The following is a 20,972-nucleotide window of genomic DNA, read 5'->3' as shown; positions in this document are numbered from 1 at the left end:
ACGCTTCCATCTCTAAAGAGCAACACTGTTATGACTAGAGCGGTACGTCTTCTCTTTCTGATCGCTATTTTCGTGGCCGCTGCAGGGTGCACGAGCAGCCGTAATGCAAGCTACAACGCGACGATCGATTCCGTCGAGCGTCCCTCCGATGCGGCCGAACGGTACGGCGAGTACACCGTCTCTGAGACGGACTCAAGCTACGTCTACGAAGACGACCTCATCCGCGCGGGTTTCCTCAACTCCGGTGGGTCGGTGCTGATGAACGTGGAGAACAAAACTGAACACTCGATCCAGATGCGCCTTGAGGAAGGGGCATTCGTGATGCCTGATGGCTCCAGTGAGCGCATCCTGACCGGCGATATGAGCTTCGCAAACCGCAACCAGGAGGTGCAACCGATCACTGTCCCGTCTAGAGCATCCACTACAGCCACTCTGATCCCGCAGGGATCGATCAGTATGGGGCAGTACGGCCTCACCGTTGCGCCGCTGTTTCAGCCGGACCTCGTGGGCGGACCCGGTCAAAATACCTCGACGGTGGATGACGTGCGAGAGAATCTTGGAGAGACATTCTCCCTGCTTCTACCCATCGAGATACAGGGCAACGTAAACGAGTATACGTTCAGCTTCGAGGTAATTGGAGCGAAGGTCGAGGGAAACCGGCAGGCCAGCGAGCAGACGATCGGGGAGTATCCTGGCCAGTAGCAGCGTCTGCTGCAGCCACAACGCTTGCACCTGCCCTCGCTGCAGACGGCAGAGTCCGCCACTGGTACACCGAATCACAAAGCCCGGTCGAAGCCTCGGCCGGGCTTTCGCTATTGCTCCCGGAGACACCCCTTGTCGGTCATCTCAGTCCAACGCCGATCGTCATGTCATCCTTCCAGTCCGGGCGAGTGAGGTAAAGCTGTACTTGCTTGCGCGCGCCGACGTAACCTTCGCCGACGTGGTAGTTGTCGTCGGGCGAGGGAGAGGGCGCCTGGAGCTGGAGGCGACCGCTCTCGTCGATCACGTCACGGGCCTTGCGCTTGTAGTGCAGGGACATGCCTACCCCGGCCCAAAGCCCTCTCTCCGGCACCACGGCCACCCTGAGAAGCCCATGGGCCGAACACGCAAATCGCTCCTGCGGCACCGCGTGGACCCGCTGCTGCTACTGGCGGGCGGCGGTATCGAAGTAGGTCCAGGTGACCCGACCCGCGTTCACCTCAACCGGCTCAACGGCGGCAGTCCGCTTCTCGAAGGTGCCCAGGCCCATTACCTCTCCAATCGAGAAGCCGCTTCGCTCCGACCCGCTGAGTGGATTTCGAAATGAGGTGGCTCGGTTGAAGAGCTTCGCCGCGCCGGCCCTCATGTCTTGCCCGGTCGGGACGCGCATCACTTCCCCGCCCTTCTTCATGTAGCCGGAGACCCGGAGGCCTTCTGCCCCGCGCTCGGCCATCGACCCGATGAGGCCCGCGGCTTTGTTGTTTGTTACGTTACCGGCCTCCGCCTCGACCTGTCGCCGGGCGTCGTCCAAGCCCTCCTTCACCGACTGCATCTGCCGCTGGGTCTCCTCGGCCATCTCGATGTTCGAGCGCTTCAGCTCCCCGTAGCTCACCGCGTCTCCACCCAGCATCCTTGCGACCCTAGAGCGCGGCTGGTCTCCCTCCCTAAAGAGCGTGGACTTCACGTCCTGCAGGGCGGCCACCGCCTCGTCTTCCGGCCGGCCGGAGGAGCCGACGGCCATTTCCGTAATCGCGTTGCGGCCGCTCTCGCGGTCGAAGAGCTGCTTTGCGCCTCGGAGGGTGGAGCTGGTTTCCGCCGGGTTGCGCTTCACCTTCGAGTCTCCGCGGGCGAGGCGGCGGCTGGCCGGGTCCTTGAGCGCGCCCTTTCGGTCGGTCATGTACTTCCCCGCCTGCTCGTATCCGCGCTTGACCATCTCTGCGGTCGAGCCGCTTCCGCGGACCCGCTGGTTTAGGCGCGTCTCCGCCTCGGAGCCGGCCTTGCCCATCGCTTTGGCCGTGTCCGAGATGGCGGTAAAGGCGTTGCTTACGCCCTGCGCCACGCCCATCCCGCCGGAGCCGGACATGTAGCTCTTCGCCGCCTTACCGACGCCCTGCATCGCCGCCCCAACCCCACCGAGCGCCGCCCGGCTTCCGATCTCGTAGGCCGCGAACGTGGGTAGGTACTCCACCGCAGCTTCCGTCTGGGCTCCGACGTCGTAGAACTCCTCGTCGGAGGGCGCGCCGGTGAGCCCCATCGCGGAGTCCGCCGCGTAGCTCGCCGGAAGCGTGGCGGCGGCCTCCTGGGTCGCGTCTGCGGCGATGTCGCCGAGCATCTTCCGCTGCTTCCCGCGGTCCGCGTCCATTAGCGTTTTGAACGCGCCCTTGCCCTGCTTCGCCTCGCGCCAGTCCTTGCCTCGCCTTTGTAGCTTCGCTGCGGGCTTCAGGCCGGAGGTGGATAAAAAGCGGCTGATGCTCGCGGAGCCGCCCTCCATCCCGGCGGCTTCTGCTTCCCGGCGGGCCGCGGCGCCGACCTTCTCTCCGGCGGTGAGGCCACTTGAAGACTGGTTGACGGCCTTCTCGAAGTAGTCGGTCTGGCCCTCCGCGCGGCTTTGGCCGATAAGCGCCTTGTCCGCGCTGGCTCCCTGGGTGAAGTCGTCGTTTTTCCTTGCGAGCTGCTTGTCGGTTTTGACGCCGGGCTTCCTGTAGCTGGAGCTGCCGCGAAGGGCCCGGTACGCGTCGTCGGCCGCCCCACCTTTCAGGCTCTTGCCCAGCTTCGTCAGGGCCGCCCGGCCTGCCTTCGGCCCGCCCATGACCGCGCCGGCCATCACCCCAAACATGCCAATAGCGCCGGCCAGGCCGCCAGCGGACATGCTACCCGCGGTCTGCTCGGCGCTTTGACGCACTCCCTCCCGCCGGGACTGCTCTTCCTGTGCGCGCTGCCAGGGCGCGTAACCGATGTGGGGGCCAAAAATTTTAGCCCCCACCAACGCCCCAAAGCTGATCGAGCCAAAGATGAGAGACTTGGGCTTCGAGCCCATCACTGATCTCAGCGAGGCGGACGGCACTCCTCGCGTCGCGTTTCCCGGACAAACCGGCGGCGAGTACGCCATTGTCCAGGTCCATTGGCAGCCAGAGACGACAGGCCGCCGAGGCTTGTTTGAGCCAATGGAGGGAATCGAGCTCATCCGCAACACCAGCTACGGCCAGCATTGGCTCGCAGGAGAGCCAATCGGCTTTAGCTCCTAAGACGTTTTTCCAACCACCAACCTACTACCCACTATGGACAACCACCCCAACGTAAACGCTCTTCTGGACACCCTTGAGGCCGCCCTCAGCGAGGACGCCAGCGATGACGGCATCGAGACCGGCTTCCGCGAGACCAGCCCGGAGGGAGAGAGCCAGTATCTCTTCCTCAACCGCCAGAGCTTCGACTACGGCCACATGCTCGACGACGACCAGAACCCGATCCGGCCGCCTGCTCGCTGCATCGCCGGCCACGTCGAGGACGTGAGCCACTTCACCCGCACCAACGACTACGGGACGTCTCACAAGCTGCGCCTGCGCGTGGAGACCGATGACGGGACGATCATGATCGAGACCGGCTTCTTCACCAACACGTCGAAGAGCCTGCTCTCGGACCTCGCGGAGATTGAGGATCCGAACTCGATCCTCACGATCGAGCCGACCCTTCCGGACGAGCGCCGCGGCGGCAACAGCCAGAACGTGCTCTTCACGGACCTGCACGAGGGCACCGAGGCGGTGATCAGCCAGCGCTACCCGGACACCGACCAGGACGTGATCGACACGTTCAAGGAAGTGCGGCAAGACGTCTTTGGGCTTCCGGCCCAGGAAGAGGACCAGCCGCGGCCTCGCCAGGGCGGAGACGGCCAGCCGGCCCAGCAGCAGCCCAACCGGCGGCGGCAGGGCGGCGGCGCCCCGCGCCAGAGCGGTGGAGACGGGCAGCCCGCGCGGCAGCAGCAGGGCGGCCAGCAGCGTCAGCAGCAGCCCAACCAGGCGCCGCCGTCTCGCGACGGCACCGCCCAGACGCCCAATACGCCACCGCCTACGACGTGAAGCCTATGACATGGCCCGTGACACGAGGCCTGCCTGACCGGAAGCTCTCACTTCCATTCCACCGACGATTTAACGCTTACAAACACTCAGTTACATGAAGTACAGCGACACCAAGGGTCCCATTTCTCTATCTAGCGTCCCGGAAGATGCAATCGGCCACGCTGTCCCTGGAAGCAAGAAGGACATCGAGTGTGCAGTTGTCGAGGTCACTCCGAAGATGGCGAGGGAGTGGCTCAAGAAAAACCGCTCGAACCGGAAGGTCCGCGAAGACCGCGTCGACCGGTACGCGGAGCAGATGAAAGACGGGGAGTGGATGGTGAGTCCTGACGCAATTGCGTTCAGCTACACCGACAAGCTCATCAACGGGCAGCACCGGCTGAAGGCGATTATGCAGCTCGGTCGAGGCGAGAGCGTCGAGTGCCTGGTTGCATTCGGCCTCGACCCGGCCGCGTTTAAGATCGCGGATGTGGGCGTCAAGCGCACCGGCGCGGACGTGCTCCGCATTGAGGGCTTTAAGAGCGCGGAGGAGATGGCCGCGGTCTGCCGGCTGCTCGCGCTTTGGAAGCAAGAGCGGCTCGAGGAGCTGCACCGGTATGAGACCGTGCGCAACTCGGTTATCGTCGACATCGCGACCGCCTGCCGCAAGCGCCTCGTTGAGACGATCGAGAAGACCGGTTCGGACAAGGGCGCCTTGGCTGGCAAGATGCCGCGGAGCCTCATGGCATTTGCCTACTTCGCCTACAAGCCCACCTTCCCGGTGCGGGCGGACTACTTCTTCGACGGCTTCCTCTACGATAAGAACTTCCCGGCGGTCGACTGGGAGGAGGAGTACGGAGAGAAAGGCGCGAAGAACCCGATCAGCCTCTTGAAAGACAAGATGCGGAAGGGCTACGACAACCTCTCGCGGAAGGCGAAGCTCGCGCTTTTGGTGAAGGCAATGAACAGGTACTGCCGCGAGCGGCCGCTAAAGCAGCTGCGCTGGCGCTCAAACGAGAGCTTCCCTGAGCTTGCGGCTAGGAAGCCTGCAGGCGGGCAGGACCTGTTCAGCTGAGCCCGAGCATCCGGCTTCAAAAACCCACTCTTCAAAAGTCCACACGTCAAAAACCCACACGGTAAGAAACCACACGTATGCAGTGCTTCTCCTCAGACTGGTGTAACCTCCGGTGGTCCAGGTGGCAAAACGTCAGTCGGGCGACATCGACTGGAAGAACTCCCACGACCGTTCCAGGCGCGCCTGGAGTCTACCGGATCCGATCTGCTAGCCTAGGGCAAATGGTATACATAGGAGAATGCTCGGATCTATCGAAACGGATCTTAGGCACCTGGGCGCGGCTAAACCGGCGTCCGGCGCGGGACTTTTCCAGCACCAAGCACGCGGCCCGGCGCCTTGCTCACCTGCGAGAAGCCTATGGGCTCGAGTACGAGATCTCCTTCTACGCGGCCCACCACGAGGGGCGGAGAGATCCGCGCTTAGACGCGGCGCAGTGGCGGAAGGGCCTCGAGTCGCGCCTGCTGTGGGAGTACCGCCTGGAGGCGCGGATGTCCTCCGTCGCAAACCACCGGCGCAGCACGGTCCGGGAAGGAGAGCAGCTCGCGGCCGAAGGATCCGAAGTGGGATTTTCCGAAGTGGGAGTTCCTGAAGTGGGATTTCCCTACCGGATCCGGCCGAGCAGCACTCCTCTGCCTCGCCCCGAGCAGGAGCCCCATTCTGAGCTATGGATGGGAAAACGCTGGACCTCCCTGGCCGAGTGCAAGGGCAGAGGGCAGAGAATAAACTGGAGCGCTGCGGGCAAGGAGCTGAGGGAGTCCGGAAATGGTACGCCGGTTTTGTACAAGGTGCTGGACCCCAACACCCATGAGCTTCTGCAGGTGGGATATTCGAGGCGGGGCTCGGGCGGGGCACTCGCTGCCGCCTCGCGGTTGGCCGGAGAAAAGGCGGTGGCCTGGGCTCCCCTGACCGGGGCAGGGCGGCAGGAGCATGTCCTACAGGAGCTGAAAGACGACCTCATCGGCGGCTACTTCTACCAGATGGGAAAGCCTCCTGCTCGGCAGTTTGCTGCCGAACCGAGCCCCAGTCAGTAAAAAACCCGCCTTTACGGGCGGGGCATCGGTCGCATTCTCATAGCGGTCGCGTTCTCACAGCGGTCGCATTCTCGTGCCGAGTTGAGGAGTTTCGGGAGGTCCCGGGGCTCTAGGAAGCGCCGCTAGACCGGGCACCGAGACGTGAAGGTGGAAAACACGCTCGCCCGAAAGACGCTCACGTCGACCTGACCGCCCTTCTGCTTCCCAGCCCGCAGCACCACCTTGGATCGGCTTTACTCTTCCCACTGGAGCGCCGGGTAGTCGCCCATCACCACCCGCCACGTGTTCTGAAAGTCGAAGCCGTCCATGTTTTCCTCGGCGCTGTTGCCTTGCATTTCGTCGGTACCAAGACCGATAGCGCCTCCTGGATTGCCTCTCCCAACGCTTTCGCTCTGGCCAGTGGTTTCAGTGTCCCAAAAGCTCTCGGATAAGCTGCCCGCGTTTACTCCTACGAGACCTCCGGTTTCAGTATCTCCTGAGACAGAACCAGCAGCAAAGGACTCAACCACCTCAGCATCACTCGTGTTAATTCCAACCAATCCTCCAACCTGATCAACTCCTGATACCGAACCTGTTGCGTATGAGAACCGGACGGTTCCCCCCAGGTTGTTTCCGACAAGTCCACCGATTGGGCCATCGTCATTCCTCGATACGTTGCCAGTTGCTCTTGAGCTCTCGACCAAACTGCTGCCACTCCTTCCAACCAGCCCTCCGACACCGTTTCGACCGGATGCTTCAACATCACCAGAAGCCTCAGAATTTATGATGGTACCACAGAATTCGGAGACTAAGCCTCCAGACGGTGTGTTAGTGCTGGCTACATCCCCAGTCGCCTTCGAGTTTTGGATAGTCCCATTGCTTGTCGACACAAGTCCTGCAGCATGTCTTCCTTCTACGAAGGCATCGGACCTGGAGCCTTGAACTTTAGATGCAGATCCCGTTTTCCCGGCTAATCCACCAACATCGTCGCCACTCACACTTCCGCTGGTTCTCGAGCTCTGTATAGTTCCTCTATTATTATTTATATTTTTAGATTTCAAAAATCCGGCGACTATTCCGCTTTTCAATCCTCCCTCTACTGATGCATTTTCAACTACTACATCTTTTATTATTCCGTTATCGACGAGCCCAAAAATACCTACTGTTTCTGCATTCGGCCGGTCTATCGACAGGCCTTTGATCACGTTTCCATTCCCATCAAATCCACCGCTGAAGGGAATCGTGTTGTCACCGATTGGCTCAAATCCCTTCCCGCCGTTCCAGTTAGCAGTTACGCTCGCGTCGATGTTTTTCGTCTGCACGTAGAAGCCATCGAGAGGAAAATCTGAGTCCGTCTGAATGGCCTGAAGTTCGTCAATCGTGCTAATCTCGATGGAGGGAAGGGTGATGTTCTGAGCAATCGACTCACTAAATCCAACTGTTAGGCTCGTGTCGGGAACCCTGCTTTCAGTGGCTTCAAGGCGCAGTTCATCCGGTGCATCAGGCGCAAGAACAGTGAACGAAAGGGCATACGTGCCGTCCATCTCGGATGTCGTGCTCGCTAAGTCATCTCTGTTCTCGTTTGCTCGAAAGATGCTTACATCAGCTCCTTCTATGGTGCTACCATCCAACTCGGCGGTGACAGTCCCATCGACCGTGACATTCACTTCACTTGGAGACAGAGACAGGTTCGACGAAATCTCATTGCCGAAGCTAACGGTCTGCTCAGAATCCTCGAAGTCCTTCGCACTGGCGCCTACGGTGATCTCATCAGGTTCGTCTGGGACTCTCACTTCGAATGTGACTTCGTACTCTCCTGCCTCGTTTGTCGTCGTTTCGAAAAGCTGCCCGCTGTTTCCTGCAGGGCTCCCAGTCACGGTAGCATTCGTAACCGGGTCTCCTGTATCAGACCGATCTACGAGGCCAGAAGCAGTGGCTTCAGTCGTTTTCGCCTCAAGCTTGACATCTCTGCTTACCTCTTCGGTAAAAGCGATAGTCAGTTCTTTAGACTCAAACCCATCGGTGTTGACCGACAGGACGATGTCAGACGGTTGACTGGTTGCCTTTATTTCAAAGGAAGCCTCGTATTCTCCACTTCCACTGGTGGTTGTCTCAAACAGCTGTTCGCTACTATCGGGACGCACACCGTTGACAACGGCTCCTTCAATCGGATCGCCATTCGTAGCATCAGCCACCACACCAGAGACAGATGCTTCTACGACACCCGTTTGGAGCTCAATATCTCTGCTGACTGAAGACTGAAAATCTACCGAGACAGCCTTGTTCATGAATCTCCCGGCGGACACCCTCACCTCCAATTGGTTTGGGGTTTCAGACTCCTCGAACGTGAACGTAGCCTCGTAGCTTCCAGTGGTGTCAGTGGTGGCGGACGCCAAGGTATTTTCGTTGTCGGCCCGGAGGACTTCGACGGTTGCGTCACCGATCGGCTCGTCGTTTTCGGCCGACGTGACTGTCCCGGTCACGTCCACGCTTACTTCAGAGGGCTCCTCCGACCCGGGCGTGCCTCCACCTGAGTCGCAGGAGACGAGAACTGAGACGGAGAAGAGCGCAAGGACAAACCAAACTCGGGAAGTGCTCGACTGCATCGGCGACTGAGCGACAGGTAAGACGAGAGGCCTTAAAAACCAAGTAGTGCGGCGCGTGGAATTCGCCGTGCTGTTTGTGAAACCTGATGCCAAAAATTCTAACGTCCCATAATTTTATATCCAGGAGGTCCGCCTGCAAACGAAGCAGGGACAAAGATCGAGCCCGGACCTCTACCAAGGCCTCTGTCAAGGAAAGTCAAGCGGTGCTTGAAGTGCGGTGATGATTTGTGTCAGTGCCCATCGCGCAGTGAGTCCCTCCCACTTGGGGAGAACCGCCCTGAAGGGTCATAGCTCAGGAGTAGCAGATGAAGAGATACCTGCGTAGAGGAGAGTTCTTTCAGGCGGAGGGGAGCCGGACTGATCGTGTATGCGTTACGAAATTCCACCGATTAGTGAGAATGGCGTTTGGGGCCGTGTATGCGTTACGGAAACTGGGCAAAGCGTAACAATTGGTCCCGGCGCGGGTTTTCTGTGATCCCTCCGTCTGGTCCGCTTTCCGACCGATCTTTTGACCGATGGCCCGCCCGGACAAGCTCCCTCGGGTCCTCACCGAGGAAGAAACCGACCGGCTTCTCTCCGAGCCTAACCAGCGCTATTTCGGCCCGCATCGAGACTACCTCTACATGCGGGTGATGCTGAAAGCAGGCCTCCGGGCCTCCGAAGCAACGGCGCTCCGGCCCGAGCGTATTGATCTGATGAGCGGGAAACTGATGGTTCGGGAAGGCAAAGGCGCGAAGGACCGGACGCTCTGGATCGGGGAAGAGCTTCTGGAAGAACTCCAGGGCTGGATGGACCGGCGGCAAGAGAAAGCTCCGAAAGCCGATTACCTACTTCCGACCTCGAAGGGAACGCAGGTAGCGACCTCCCACCTCCGCCGGTCGGTCAAGCGGTATGCCCGAGATGCAGGCATTGAAGAAGTGGAGCGCGTTTCCCCACACACCTTAAGGCATACTTTTGCCACGCGGCTCTACCGATCGGCTGGAAAGATCCGGCTCGTGCAGAAGGCCCTCGGCCACTCGGACCTCTCGACCACGATGATCTACACTCACGTCGTTGACGAAGAGCTAGAGGGTGCGATGAAGGGACTTTAATTGGCCTTGTGCTACGTTTTCGGGAGCCTCACAAGAAGAAAAGCCCATCCGGATTTAACCGGATGGGCTTCTACGCACTTCCCATGTTCGGTTGAGTGTCACACCTATGCTTCCGTGCTTATGACTCACTTTCCAGCGTTCTAATTAGGTGTTTCCGTCAGAAGAAAATGGATCACTGCCATCGAAGGAGGTTTCTACCTTCGGGTCCTCATCAGGATCGAAACCTACTTTGACGGTAGAGGTGGCGTTATCACTATCGCATGTCACCACTAACCGACCGTTGGTGCCACTGCTAGACACGGAAAGTGTACACTCTCCTCCGGATCCTGCACCATCTGCATCCACGGTGGCATTGTCTGAGTCGTAGCCAAGACGGCTTACAATCCCAGAACCATCTGTATCACTGAGCTTATCTAAGCCACCCATTTGGCTCGGTTTTCCATACAGTCCTTGCACGTCTGAGGCAATAGAAGTCCCGCGTTGTACGAGTGCATCTTGAGCGGCTTGCGCTTGGTTTTCACTGAAGGCCTGAATGCCTGCCACGGTTGCAAGTCCGACGATGACTGTCGAAAGAACGAGAAGTAAAAGCTGCTGCTGGCCCATTGGCTAAGAGTGATCTTTGAGAGAGAACGAGAATTCTCTTCGGGTTAGAAGCTTTTCAGCCCCGTCGAGACTGAAAGAACATGTTGGTCAGAGTTGCGACCGGCGTAGAATCAGCGGTAATCACCGAAGCTGGTTGAGATGTCCCCATCACTGCTGAGAGCCACCCGGACGTCTTGGCTAGCATTGCCACCAATGCACTCGACTTCTGCGACGGCAGTCGGGGATCCCTCGAAGCTAGCATCAACGGTACCACCACCACCAGTTTCGAGGATGCAGTTGGATGTTCCCGAGGCTCCCTCGACTGGCGTTTGGTTCTCACTATTTGGGGTGTCGTAACCTAACGCGTCGAACACGGTGGAGGGAGCATCACTTGACAAGTTAGCTCCCCCCATCTGCGCGGGCTTACTGGAGAGACCTTGAACGTCCGACATGATCGACGTGCCCCGCTGCACAAGAGCGTCCTGAGCGGCTTGCGCTTGGTTTTCACTGAAGGCCTGAATGCCTGCCACGGTTGCAAGTCCGACGATGACTGTCGAAAGAACGAGAAGTAAAAGCTGTTGCTGACCCATAGGTCAATGGTATTTTGTTCTGGAGAAAAAGAGAACGCGGTGGAATATGCTCTCCTAACCGGGTTATCGTCTGCTAGCATTGACCATTAACCACAAAAACCATGCTCTTTTGGAAAACAGAGGATCAGTCTATGGCACGTTACCTTCAATTTACCGAATCGAGAGGACTTATCGGCCCGAGCCTCCGTCTACCGGGGTATTCGACCTTCATTGAGGCTTCCACAGCCTAAAACTCGAGGGAATAGATCTCTCTGGCTTCAGCTTCTTGAGCCTCTGATGGTAGAAAAGACACGCTCCTTCCCGTCTTGTTAGTACTTTTCGCCTGCCGAGAGCTCTCCTACCGAGAGTACAAACCGAAGAAACCTCATCCTCAGGTTGTCGTGCATATCAGCGTTGCTGTCCCATGCAACCACCCGCGATCGGCGGCCCTCCGCTGGCGCGGGTGCTTTTTTTTTGCTTTTTGCGTGAGGCGGGTTTTTGCGTGAGGCGGGTCCTGGTATACCTTGCAGATGGTTTCTTCTTGTCTGGCTACTCCGGCTGGAAAGATCCGGCTCGTCCAGAAGGCCCTCGGACACTCGGACCTATCCACGACGATGATCTACACGCACGTCGTCGATGAGGAGCTGGAGACGGCACTGAAGGACCTGTAGCAGGACTCCGAGATTCTTTCTACCTCTGCTCTCCGGGCTCGGCGCCCGGCCCTGTGTCTCCACTTCCTTCCTCCAAGCGCCAGGCCGCATGCGACATTGGGTCACGTGGTAAGGTGAAGACCTCCTCTCGGGAAAGAGGAAAGCGAACTTTTCGCGCTCAGGGCCTCTTCTATTTACCAGTTCTATTTACCAGGCTCGTAGTCACTGGACTCGTAGTCACTGGGCCTACCAGTACCGGCGGGTAGCCCGGGCATTCGAGCACGCCGCCAAAGACCTTTCGATCAGATTCGAACTGCTGACGACCTACCAGCACAATGCGGCATTGCCCGAAGTGCAGCGGACACAGGCAAATTGCGTGCGATGAGTGCGAGGGAGCCGGCGAGACGAAAACCGCCGGGCCCGGCGGGGAGACCCAGTTCCAGGCTTGCGGTGAGTGTGGAGGAAGCGGCTGGGTCGACTGCCCGCGGTGCTCCGGGCCCGACGGGCCGACCGGCTCCGATCGGGCTGTTGAAGACCTCGACCAGCTGAGCCGTGGGGAGAGCCTGTTCTGAAGAGCTCCAATCTAAAGAGCCCCAAGCCAACTGAGGGCCCTCTCGGCGCGGCCTTCTGCTCACTGTATTTTGCGTTCACTACCGGTGCTGCCGGAGGAGCTTCGCCGCTGTAGGTGGAGACGGCCAGGTCGAGTGCTATATCAGTACTGAAAGCATCAACACTGAAAGCCCGGCGCCCGCAAGCGGCTGCACGTCACGTGGACACGCATTTCGGCCTGGGTGCCACCATCTTCGGTCCAGATGGGCGCGTGACAAAGGCCGAAACGAAGCGCCAGGAAGACATCAACCCTCCTCAGTGAAGACATCGATCTTCCTCAGTAGGGCCTAGGCACTGTCTGATAAAAAGGCTGTATGGACGGCTTGCACAGTCTACCAGACTAACCAGGCCGTTCTGTCATGCCTCGACGCCGCTATGAGCTTACCGACGAGCAATACGAGCGTATCGAACCTCTTCTTCCAGAGGTCGAGGGTCGCGGTTGTCCGTACAACGACCACCGAGAGGTCACGGGCGGCATCTTGCTAGACCAGAGCGTTAGGGGGCACCCTGGCGAGATATGCCCGAGCGATACGGAAACTGGAAGACTGTTTACGACCGCTTCCGGCGCTGGGCAGAAGATGGCACGCTTGAGTCGATCGTGCGGCATCTGCAAGGGGAGCTCGATGCCGAAGGCCGTATTGACTGGAGCCAGTTCAACGTGGACAGCACCATCGTTCAAGCCGCTCGGGCCGCTGCGGGTGGGCCGAACGACAGTAAAAAGGGGATCGAACCGGGCGAGACGAGGGAATAGGACCGGCGCTCGGTTACAGCCGGGGAGGCTTCTCAACCAAGATCCACTTGCTCACAGATCGGCAAGGCCTTCCGCTCGGAGCAGTCCTGTCGGCCGGCCAGCGCCACGAGGCGGCCTTCTTCACCGACCTGATGAACGAAGTATCGATCCCTCGGCCCCGAGGACGGCCGCGGAAGCGTCCGGACGCCGTTGCTGGCGATCGGGCCTACGATGCCGATTGGATCCGGCGTTGGCTCGCGGAAAGGGGCATCGAGTCAGCGATTCCGGCCCGCAAAGGCCTCCGAGAAGGACCTGGACGCCCGCCGACTTGCGACGATCAGAAATACCGTGATCGGAATACCGTCGAGCGCTGCGTCGGCCACATGAAAGAGCGGCGTCGTCTGGTAGTCCGGTACGAGAAAAAGGCGAGTCATTACAAAGCCATGGTGCTCTGGGCGTTCATCGAAGAATACCTGAATCGATAATTATCAGACGCAGCCTAGCACAGATGATTGGCACCGTCGCCTACGGTCGGTCCGTCGAGTTGGGCCGGTTGGGCGGGTCGGAAAAGGGCGTCTTCTCCACTTCGCTCGACGCGTCGCTCTCTGCGCCGCTGGGATTGACCGACGTCACCCGGTAGTAGTACTTCGTCCCGTTCTTGGCGTCGGTATCCGCGTAGCTGGTCTCCGCCACGCCCGTCGCAAGCGGTTCTCCTTCTGCTCCATCCGTGGAGGAGGTGCTTCGGTACACGTTGTAGGTGTCTGCCCCGCCTGCCGCGTCCCAGCTCAGGGCCACCTCCGAGTCCCGAGAGGTCCCCTCCAGCCCGCTCGGCGCGGCAAACGGAACGGCGCTCACCTCCCCGGACGGGTCGCTCTCTCTGTCCCCGGAGGCCGCCGCGGTCACGACGTAGAAGTATTCGGTTCCGTTCTGGGCGCTCTCGTCGGCGTACTCCGTCGAGCTGATGCCGGCGCCCAGCGGGTCGGAAGAGGCGTCTACCCCAGAAGAGATGCTCCGGTACACGTTGTAGGTGTCTGCCCCGCCTGCCGCCTCCCAGCTTAGTTGCGTGGTCCCATCTCCCGGAGTGGCGCTCAGGCCACTCGGCGAAGCGAGCAGGGCCGCGCTGGCTTCGCCCGACGGGTCGCTCTCGGCGGTCTCTCCGTCCTCGGAGGCCACCGCCGTCACGACGTAGAAGTACTCCGTCCCGCTTTCGGCGGTCCCGTCGGTGTAGCTGCTTTGGTCGATGCCCGTGTCCAGCGCGCTGGAAGAGACGTCTACACCGGAGGAGGTGCTCCGGTACACGTTATACGTGTCTGCTCCGTCTACCGCGTCCCAGCCAAGCTGAACAGCTCCATCCTGCGGGGTGGCCTCCAGTCCCGATGGCGCGGCCGGCGCCGAGAGGCCTGTCCCTCCGCCTCCTCCATCATCGCCGTTCCCATCATCGCCACCACCCTCCTCGTTGGACCCGGCGCCGCCGCACCCGGCCACGGCCAAGGCCACGGCTAAAATGGCCGAGAGCACAAGAAGAGACGTAGGCGGCCGCTCGGACGGCCCTCGTACGGAGGACCTTCTTCCAGAGGGCTCTGCTTTCTGTAGCGTCAGAGTTGAAAAGAAGGAAGACATATTGCAGTCACTGGGAAATCGCTTCAAAGAAGAGAACATGGGCGTGACCATCGGAAAGGCGAACCGGACCCATGGCAATTTACCGCCTGATGGTCTGCTGGCGACTTACCGCACGACGGTAATTTTCTGGGTCCGGGTCTCCCCGCCGGCCTTCAGCCGGCCGAAGTAGACGCCACTGGAGAGCCCAGTTCCTTCGAGTTGGATCTGGTGCCGTCCGGCCTGCTTACTTCCCTCCTCCAACGTTGCCACCCGACGGCCCAACACGTCGTAAAGCGCGACTCGGACATCCGTCTGCTCTGGGAGCGTGTACTCGACGGTCGCCTGTTTCTGTACCGGATTCGGGTACGAGGTGAGCGTCACCTCGTCGGGAATGACTTGGCCGGCCTGCTCGTCGACATAGCCTTCAGTGCCAACGGCCAGTTTAAGAGCGGTCTCTTCCTGACTCCCTTCAATCTGGACAGTCTCGTCGGCACGTAGGCGATACGTCTTCCCTGCCGACGGGTGAAGAAGCGCCACGCTTTGTCCCTCAGTTTCGCCCAGGCCACTGGCCGTTAGGCTGACAGGCACGCTTTCTTGGCTTTTGAGCCGAAGATGGAACGTTTCTCCATCTCCGTCTCCTTTCCTGCGTTCGGTCATGAGGAAACCAGAGCGGCCTTTCTGCTGCTCCTCTTCTCCGGCCTTGATCCGCAAACTGACTGCTTCAAACCGCGATGGCGGAGCAACCACCGAGCGGGAAGTCTCGGACTGAACTCCAACCTGGACCGTGGAGGTGGGCCCATCAGGTCCTACAGGAGTCGCGCTGAGGGAGAGCAAGTTTGCCTCTTGACCCGTCGTTGAGGAAGCCCGGCTTCCCGTCTTGCTTGTCGGGCTCGACGGTGAACCAGGGTACGGGATCAGAAGCTCCGTTCGATCAGCACTTCCGTTGAACAGATAATACCCTCGTCCCGACACTGCGGACCCGAGCGAGTCGTCCTGGCTGAAGGCACCTTGGAAGCTCCAGATGGGTTGGAGAGAGCCTCCGTTTGCCTGCTCCACGCGGCTCCACTCAACAGCCTTGTCGATGGGATTTGAGATTACGTTCCACCCCTCCCTCAGCGTGATCGTGGCAGCAGAGTCGCCCTGCAGGGAAACCGTTGAGACGGAGTCCTCAAACGCTAGGTCGCTGGTTGCGGTGACCCAAAACCCGTTCCCCGGCTCGAAGGTAAAGCGCTCGGATCCGTCGTACTTCTGGAGGAAGTCGTCCTGGCTTCCGTCATCGCGGTAGGCCTGCCACTCAGATCCGGCTTCTCCACTAACGACATCCTCAACCGGGCGGCTGGTCTCCCCTGGCAAGGCCACCAGACGGTAGTCTCCCGGCCCGGCGGCATCGCCGAACGAGCGGCTGACCTCCGCTTGAATCTGGCTCGGGTAGCGGAAGACGGAGGCCTCCTCGGAAAGGACGCTTTCGTTTCCGGCGGTGTCGACGGCGGTCACTCCATACCGGTACGTGCGGTTTTCGGTGGCGGTGCTGTCGGTGAAGGCAGCCGCCGAGACCAGGTCTTCGGTAAGACCCGTGCCGCTGGTATCTGGCGACTGGCCTGCCGACCGGTAGAGGCGGTAGCCGGCCAGGTCCTCCGACGTTACTGCGCTCCAGGAGAGGGAGATCTCGCGGCCCTCCACGGTGGCCGTCAGCCCGCTCGGCGCTGATAGTGGTGTCCGTTCGGCAAGACCTCCATCGTTGATCGTCCAGCCCTCCTCCTCGATGATCGACTGGCGAGCTGATTCCGCGCCTGAGGTGTACTGGCTCTGACCGGCGTCAAACGTCAGGCCGTCGGTTAGGTCCAACTGGGCCCACCCGGTCAAAAGTGCGTCGTAGTTCTCTGGGGTGAGCTCTGCCCCGGTGAGAAAATTGTCGAAGGCGTCCCGAGAGAATGAGTCTCGAACATTAGAAACGTCCCAGCCCCCAATATTCTGATTGAAGCTACTTGCGTTTTGAAACATAGACGCCATACTTCTGACGTTCGAAACGTCCCAACTTCCTATATCTTGGTTGAAGTTTTTGGCACCCTCGAACATTCTACTCATTCTACTTACATTGGAAGTATTCCAGCTACCAATATACTGATCGAAAGAGGCAGCCCCCTCAAACATACCGCTCATTCTGTCGACACTTGAGACATCCCAAGAACTTATATCTTGATTAAAGTTTACCGCATCTAGAAACATCTCGAACATATCAGTTACATTAGATACGTCCCAGCCACTTATGTCTTGGTTGAAAGATGCAGCCCCCTCGAACATTTCGCTCATGTCAGTGACACCTGATACATCCCATGAACCGATTTTGCCATCGAAAAAAGATGCATCCTTAAACATACGCCTCATTGTTTCTACATTTGAGACGTCCCAGTTGCTTATATCTGCATTGAACCGACTGTCTCTGAACATCCTATCCATTTCAGTAACGTTCGAGACGTCCCACGCACTTATATCTTGGTTGAAGGATTCGGCACGCCAAAACATGTAGCCCATATCGGTGACACTGGAGACATCCCAGCTTCCGATATTTTGATTGAACTCATCAGTGTCCCTGAACATGCTATTCATTTTGACAACGCTTCCGGTGTCCCAGTCGCTTATGTCTTGGTTAAATCTAGACGCGCCAAGAAACATTAAACTCATGTCGATAACACTTGACACGTCCCAACTCCCAATGTCTTGGTTAAATCTATTAGCATCCCAAAACATTCGGCTCATATTCTTTACGTTGGATACATCCCAACTACTAATATCTTGATTGAAAGAACTGGCGTTAAAAAACACGCCTTCCATATTCGTCACGGTGCTTGTATCCCACTCTCCAATGTTCGTATCTTGGAAACTTCTACCGAATTGGGTATATGAAAACATCTGACGCATTGAGGTCACACCTGAGAGATCTGGCTCATCGGTAGCATCATAGGTTATCCCCCCAGCACCAGCAAAGGCCCCTTCCATACTCTCCCACTGGATCGACCCCCACTGATCGATCGACTGGAGCTTCGTAGAGTTGTCGCCAGGAGAAGGAGTGTTGTTGTTCAAATAAATCCGCGGAAACGCCTGACCGTTATTCGGCGTGCTGATCTTGACGGTGTACGTGCCGGAAGAACTGTAGGCGTGGCTCGGGTCCGGGTCATCGCCTGTGATGGTTTCCGTCGTCCCGTCGCCCCAGTCGATCTGAAAGTCGTAGTCGGTCACATTCGAGCCGCCTTTCGTCGGAATCGTGATCGACTCGTTCGAGGAGGTTGTCTCCCACGTTGTGATGAAGGGCGCGTCCTGGGCCTGCGCCGGAGCCGGACTGAACGCGATACCCAGAAGAGCTGCAGCGGTGAGGAGAGCGCAGAGACGTGAGATATGGGCCATCTTGGTGGGTCTGAAGCAGTAGCAGGTGGTGCAGGTTAGGCAACTCCCTTGCTCGTGGGACACCTGTACTCCACGGTTTCTCCGGCGCCGCCTGCCCGGCGGACACCGACTGCTTCAGCATAGGCCTGATCGGGAATTTACCCGGTTAATGTTTCACATTTTATCAAAAGTGTGCCCAAATTGAAAGCTGAGATGCACCCGAAAAGTCGGACTAATAGTTCGGCTAACTGGACTGAGCAACAGGCAGTTCGTCCCACCGAGTCGTATACAGTGGGGATCGCCTCTGGCGCTTCATCGTCCACTCCCGCTCGAGGTGCCCCTTTCCTTCAGGAAGGCCCGCCGCAGCGAGCCCGATGGCTCCCTTCCCATGCTTCCGGTTGATCTGGTCGACCGCCTCCATCAGATCCTCGTCTTCTTTCCTCCCCTGGCCGAACAGGCTCTCTTGGTGCGGGCGGCTTGGGCGGATGTCATAGAGGCACACCCCCGCCTTCTTGTAGCCATGGCCGCTCCGGTAGATCGGCTCCAGAAGCCGGCGGGACGCTTTTGCGAAAGCAGAGGCCCGGGCGGTGTGCTCCGGAAGGGCTCCGGCTACGCCGTTTGAGTAATGCGGCGGGTCGCCAAACCGCTTGGTCGTAATAAACACCTTGATTCCCTTCGCCACGAGGCCTTCCTCCCGGAGCTTCTCCGCCGCGCGCTGGGCATGCTTTGCAAGTGCCTCTCGTAGGTTGGCCTTCGTCTCTACCCGCTCCCCGAACGACCTCGACCGAACCATGGTCTTCCGGTCTGGACGGACGAGCTCTAAGTCCAGGCAGGACCGTCCCCTGAGCTCCCAGGCTGTGCGCAGCCCCACGACGGTCATCTCCGAGCGGATCCATGGGCCTGGGAGCGCCCTGAACCCCGCCGCGGAGGCGACGCCTTTCTCCTGGAGCGTTTTCTCGTAGGCGGAGCCGATGCCCCAGATGTCCCCGACCGACACCCGCTTGAGAAGCTCCTCGCGCTTCGGTTCATCCGGGCAGACGTAGGTGCCCTGGCCCCATCCGGCACGCTTGCGGGCTTTCCCGTTTAGATCGGCGACTTTCGCGAGGGTTTTCGTCGGCCCGACCCCGACGCGGACGGGAATGCCAATATGCCGCCTAATTCGCCGCCGGAGCCTGTCGGCCACGCGGGACAGATTGTCCCTAGAGAGGCCCGGAAACCTGGCAAATGCCTCGTCGATCGAGTAGCGCTCCAGCGCCAGAGCCTCTTCCTCGATGATCGAATGCACACGGCGGGACATGTCCCCGTACAAGGTGTAGTTCGAGGACAGGATCTCGGCCTCAATTTCATCCAGCTCTTCCCGCCACTTAAAAAGCGGAGCGCCCATCGGCACGCCGGCCTCCTTCACCTCCTCTGACCGGGCGATCACGCAGCCGTCGTTGTTCGAGAGGACCGCCACGGGCCTGCCTCGGAGGGACGGGTCGAAAACTCGCTCGCAGGAGACGTAGAAGTTCTCACAGTCGATCAGGGCGAAGACGTGGTCCACGGAGAGGATTGGTGGCAGTCAGGCGGGACTAAGCTGGCTTGCTGCCCTACTACACATACAACGCACATACACGATTGTCAAGCCGTGCTACCGTGAAATGCGCCGGTTCACCCGCTGGCCTCCGACGCTGACCCACCGGTCAGATGGGTAGCTGGCGCACGTCACGTCGGCGGATGGAGCCGCCCGAAGTCAGATTCACGCCGAGCGCCTGTAGTGAAACTCCAGAGGGCGTCTGCAGGAGAGAAGCCCCCACACCCCTCTCTTCAAATACAGGATCGTCGATTTCACCCCCGCGGTGGGCTTTCGTGAGATGGGACGAGTCTCGGCTGACGTACTTGACTCATTCTCTGTTATTGCAATAAGCATCAGTTAATGTATCCATGACCACTAGTAGGCAGGCTCTCAGTGGTCGATCCCAGCGGGTCCCTACGATCGTTTTGAATGCACTTGCAATAACAGAGTACATTTTGCTGGTGTCCGGACAGCGCTCAGTTCCGCACTCGCCGTAGAGCCTCCCTATATGCCTCTATTGCTTTGTTGGCAGCGCCATCATCCGGACGATCGTTGTCGACCTTCTGGCGGGCAGAGCTTACGGCTTCTCTGATGTGAGTCTCACTATAGGTGTCGAGCTCCTCCTGGGTCATTTCGTCTAAGACCATCGCGAAAACGTTGAAGGTCGGCGTTTCTCCTTCGTCCGCTTTTCCTTCAACTCCAATATCGCCCCGCTCACCGTTCTGGCCAGACTGGATTAGGGTCTCATTTGCGTCTTCATTTTTACTACCTCCCTCCTTCTCCTTCTCTGAATCGTTCTCCTTAATCACGAAATTGATACGGACTGGAGTTTGCCCTTCTCGTTCTACCTGGTAGTTGAAATATATGTCTGTCTTGTCCCACAGCTCTCCTCTGGCTCTTTCGAGGACCCACCGCTTGAAGTCGGCAAATCGCTCGTAGCTGTGCTCGCAGGAAAGGACCTCCCTCAGCTCTTCTATTCCCAACCGGAGGTACTTTATTCCCTCCCTCATTTTGAGCAGCTCATAAATGCGCATCGAGTGCTGACTCGAGAGCTGCATGAAGCACTTCAGGTTGTACTGGGTGAACCTGCGCTTGAGCTGCAGAAGGAACGGCTGCATGTCGTCGTTGAACTTCGCCTCGATATAGCCAGAGCCCTCGACGTATTCGCAGGATGACATGCAGTTGTACCCCTTGTACCGTCTCCGGCCATCGTCGGTTTGTGTTCGGATGTGTATTTTCTGGTCCAGTAGTTTTTGGCAGATCTCCTCAGCCTGGTCGTAGAGGGACTTCCCATTCCGGCCTGAAAGGTCGGCGATGTCTTTGATATAAACCCGCTGCTCCTCAAACTCCTTGTCGTCTTTCTCCAGTTGGGCAATGAGCATGGCCACTACCCGGTGCTCCAATTTTGTCCAGTTCATTTTAGACTGGACGAGCCGATTGCTCTTGACGACCCTCGCTTGGTCGTCAAACAGCGACTGCCTTGCCAT

15 protein-coding genes and 1 pseudogene are annotated in these 20,972 nt (G+C 59.0%); 7 read left to right on the top strand and 9 right to left on the bottom strand.

Annotation, left to right across the window (positions count from 1 at the left end; genetic code table 11):
- Positions 1-30 precede the first annotated feature (30 nt).
- Positions 31-702, top strand: a complete 672-nt coding sequence (locus SRU_RS15100; protein WP_011405597.1) for a lipoprotein — start codon at positions 31-33, stop codon at positions 700-702.
- A 139-nt stretch (positions 703-841) separates the two neighbouring features.
- On the opposite strand, the gene SRU_RS15095 is transcribed toward SRU_RS15100, so the two are convergent.
- Both SRU_RS15095 and SRU_RS15090 read right to left on the bottom strand, forming a co-directional pair.
- Positions 842-1,039 (bottom strand): hypothetical protein, encoded by a 198-nt coding sequence (locus tag SRU_RS15095; RefSeq protein WP_164923747.1) that lies wholly within the window; start codon positions 1,037-1,039, stop codon positions 842-844.
- Between the two features lie 105 nt (positions 1,040-1,144).
- A complete protein-coding gene (locus SRU_RS15090; protein WP_164923746.1) occupies positions 1,145-2,848 on the bottom strand; it encodes a hypothetical protein in 1,704 nt (567 codons plus the stop codon).
- 409 nt (positions 2,849-3,257) lie between these two features.
- Between SRU_RS15090 and SRU_RS15085 the strand changes: the two genes are divergently transcribed.
- The 3 genes from SRU_RS15085 (at position 3,258) to SRU_RS15075 (ending at position 6,134) form a co-directional block, all read left to right on the top strand.
- A complete protein-coding gene (locus tag SRU_RS15085) occupies positions 3,258-4,052 on the top strand; it encodes a hypothetical protein (RefSeq protein WP_011405578.1) in 795 nt (264 codons plus the stop codon).
- Positions 4,053-4,146: 94 nt separating this feature from the next.
- Positions 4,147-5,103, top strand: a complete 957-nt coding sequence (locus SRU_RS15080) for a hypothetical protein (RefSeq protein ID WP_011405579.1) — start codon at positions 4,147-4,149, stop codon at positions 5,101-5,103.
- 221 nt (positions 5,104-5,324) lie between these two features.
- A complete protein-coding gene (locus SRU_RS15075) occupies positions 5,325-6,134 on the top strand; it encodes a hypothetical protein (RefSeq protein WP_164923745.1) in 810 nt (269 codons plus the stop codon).
- Between the two features lie 233 nt (positions 6,135-6,367).
- Here SRU_RS15075 and SRU_RS15070 read toward each other — a convergent pair whose 3' ends face one another.
- Entirely contained in the window at positions 6,368-8,602 is a 2,235-nt protein-coding gene (locus SRU_RS15070; protein WP_237702060.1) for a carboxypeptidase-like regulatory domain-containing protein, read from the bottom strand.
- A 632-nt stretch (positions 8,603-9,234) separates the two neighbouring features.
- Between SRU_RS15070 and SRU_RS15065 the strand changes: the two genes are divergently transcribed.
- Positions 9,235-9,810 carry a tyrosine-type recombinase/integrase gene (locus SRU_RS15065; RefSeq protein WP_011405575.1) on the top strand — a complete coding sequence of 192 codons (576 nt, stop codon included), beginning with the start codon at positions 9,235-9,237 and terminating at the stop codon, positions 9,808-9,810.
- A gap of 144 nt (positions 9,811-9,954) precedes the next feature.
- Here SRU_RS15065 and SRU_RS15260 read toward each other — a convergent pair whose 3' ends face one another.
- Both SRU_RS15260 and SRU_RS15055 read right to left on the bottom strand, forming a co-directional pair.
- Positions 9,955-10,413 (bottom strand): hypothetical protein, encoded by a 459-nt coding sequence (locus SRU_RS15260; RefSeq protein ID WP_011405596.1) that lies wholly within the window; start codon positions 10,411-10,413, stop codon positions 9,955-9,957.
- A 110-nt stretch (positions 10,414-10,523) separates the two neighbouring features.
- Positions 10,524-10,982: a hypothetical protein gene (locus tag SRU_RS15055; RefSeq protein ID WP_011405583.1), complete on the bottom strand. Its 459-nt coding sequence runs from the start codon at positions 10,980-10,982 to the stop codon at positions 10,524-10,526.
- A gap of 509 nt (positions 10,983-11,491) precedes the next feature.
- Here SRU_RS15055 and SRU_RS15050 point away from each other — a divergent pair.
- Complete coding sequence (locus SRU_RS15050) at positions 11,492-11,632, top strand: tyrosine-type recombinase/integrase (protein WP_011405574.1); 141 nt, start codon at positions 11,492-11,494, stop codon at positions 11,630-11,632.
- 947 nt (positions 11,633-12,579) lie between these two features.
- A pseudogene (locus SRU_RS16060) lies at positions 12,580-13,435 on the top strand (IS5 family transposase).
- Positions 13,436-13,475: 40 nt separating this feature from the next.
- Here SRU_RS16060 and SRU_RS15035 read toward each other — a convergent pair.
- The 4 genes from SRU_RS15035 to SRU_RS15020 all read right to left on the bottom strand — a co-directional run bounded on the left by SRU_RS15035 (position 13,476) and on the right by SRU_RS15020 (position 20,972).
- Positions 13,476-14,447: a fibronectin type III domain-containing protein gene (locus tag SRU_RS15035; RefSeq protein WP_193345387.1), complete on the bottom strand. Its 972-nt coding sequence runs from the start codon at positions 14,445-14,447 to the stop codon at positions 13,476-13,478.
- A gap of 228 nt (positions 14,448-14,675) precedes the next feature.
- Positions 14,676-17,786: a BspA family leucine-rich repeat surface protein gene (locus SRU_RS15030; RefSeq protein ID WP_164923743.1), complete on the bottom strand. Its 3,111-nt coding sequence runs from the start codon at positions 17,784-17,786 to the stop codon at positions 14,676-14,678.
- 388 nt (positions 17,787-18,174) lie between these two features.
- Positions 18,175-19,473 (bottom strand): Y-family DNA polymerase, encoded by a 1,299-nt coding sequence (locus SRU_RS15025; protein WP_011405594.1) that lies wholly within the window; start codon positions 19,471-19,473, stop codon positions 18,175-18,177.
- A gap of 488 nt (positions 19,474-19,961) precedes the next feature.
- Positions 19,962-20,972: a replication initiation protein gene (locus SRU_RS15020; protein WP_011405598.1), complete on the bottom strand. Its 1,011-nt coding sequence runs from the start codon at positions 20,970-20,972 to the stop codon at positions 19,962-19,964.

The sequence above is a fragment of the Salinibacter ruber DSM 13855 genome, assembly GCF_000013045.1.
GTDB classification, from domain to species: domain Bacteria; phylum Bacteroidota; class Rhodothermia; order Rhodothermales; family Salinibacteraceae; genus Salinibacter; species Salinibacter ruber.
The sequence above is the reverse complement of the archived record's forward strand: the minus strand, read 5'-3'. Positions and strand labels throughout refer to the sequence as shown.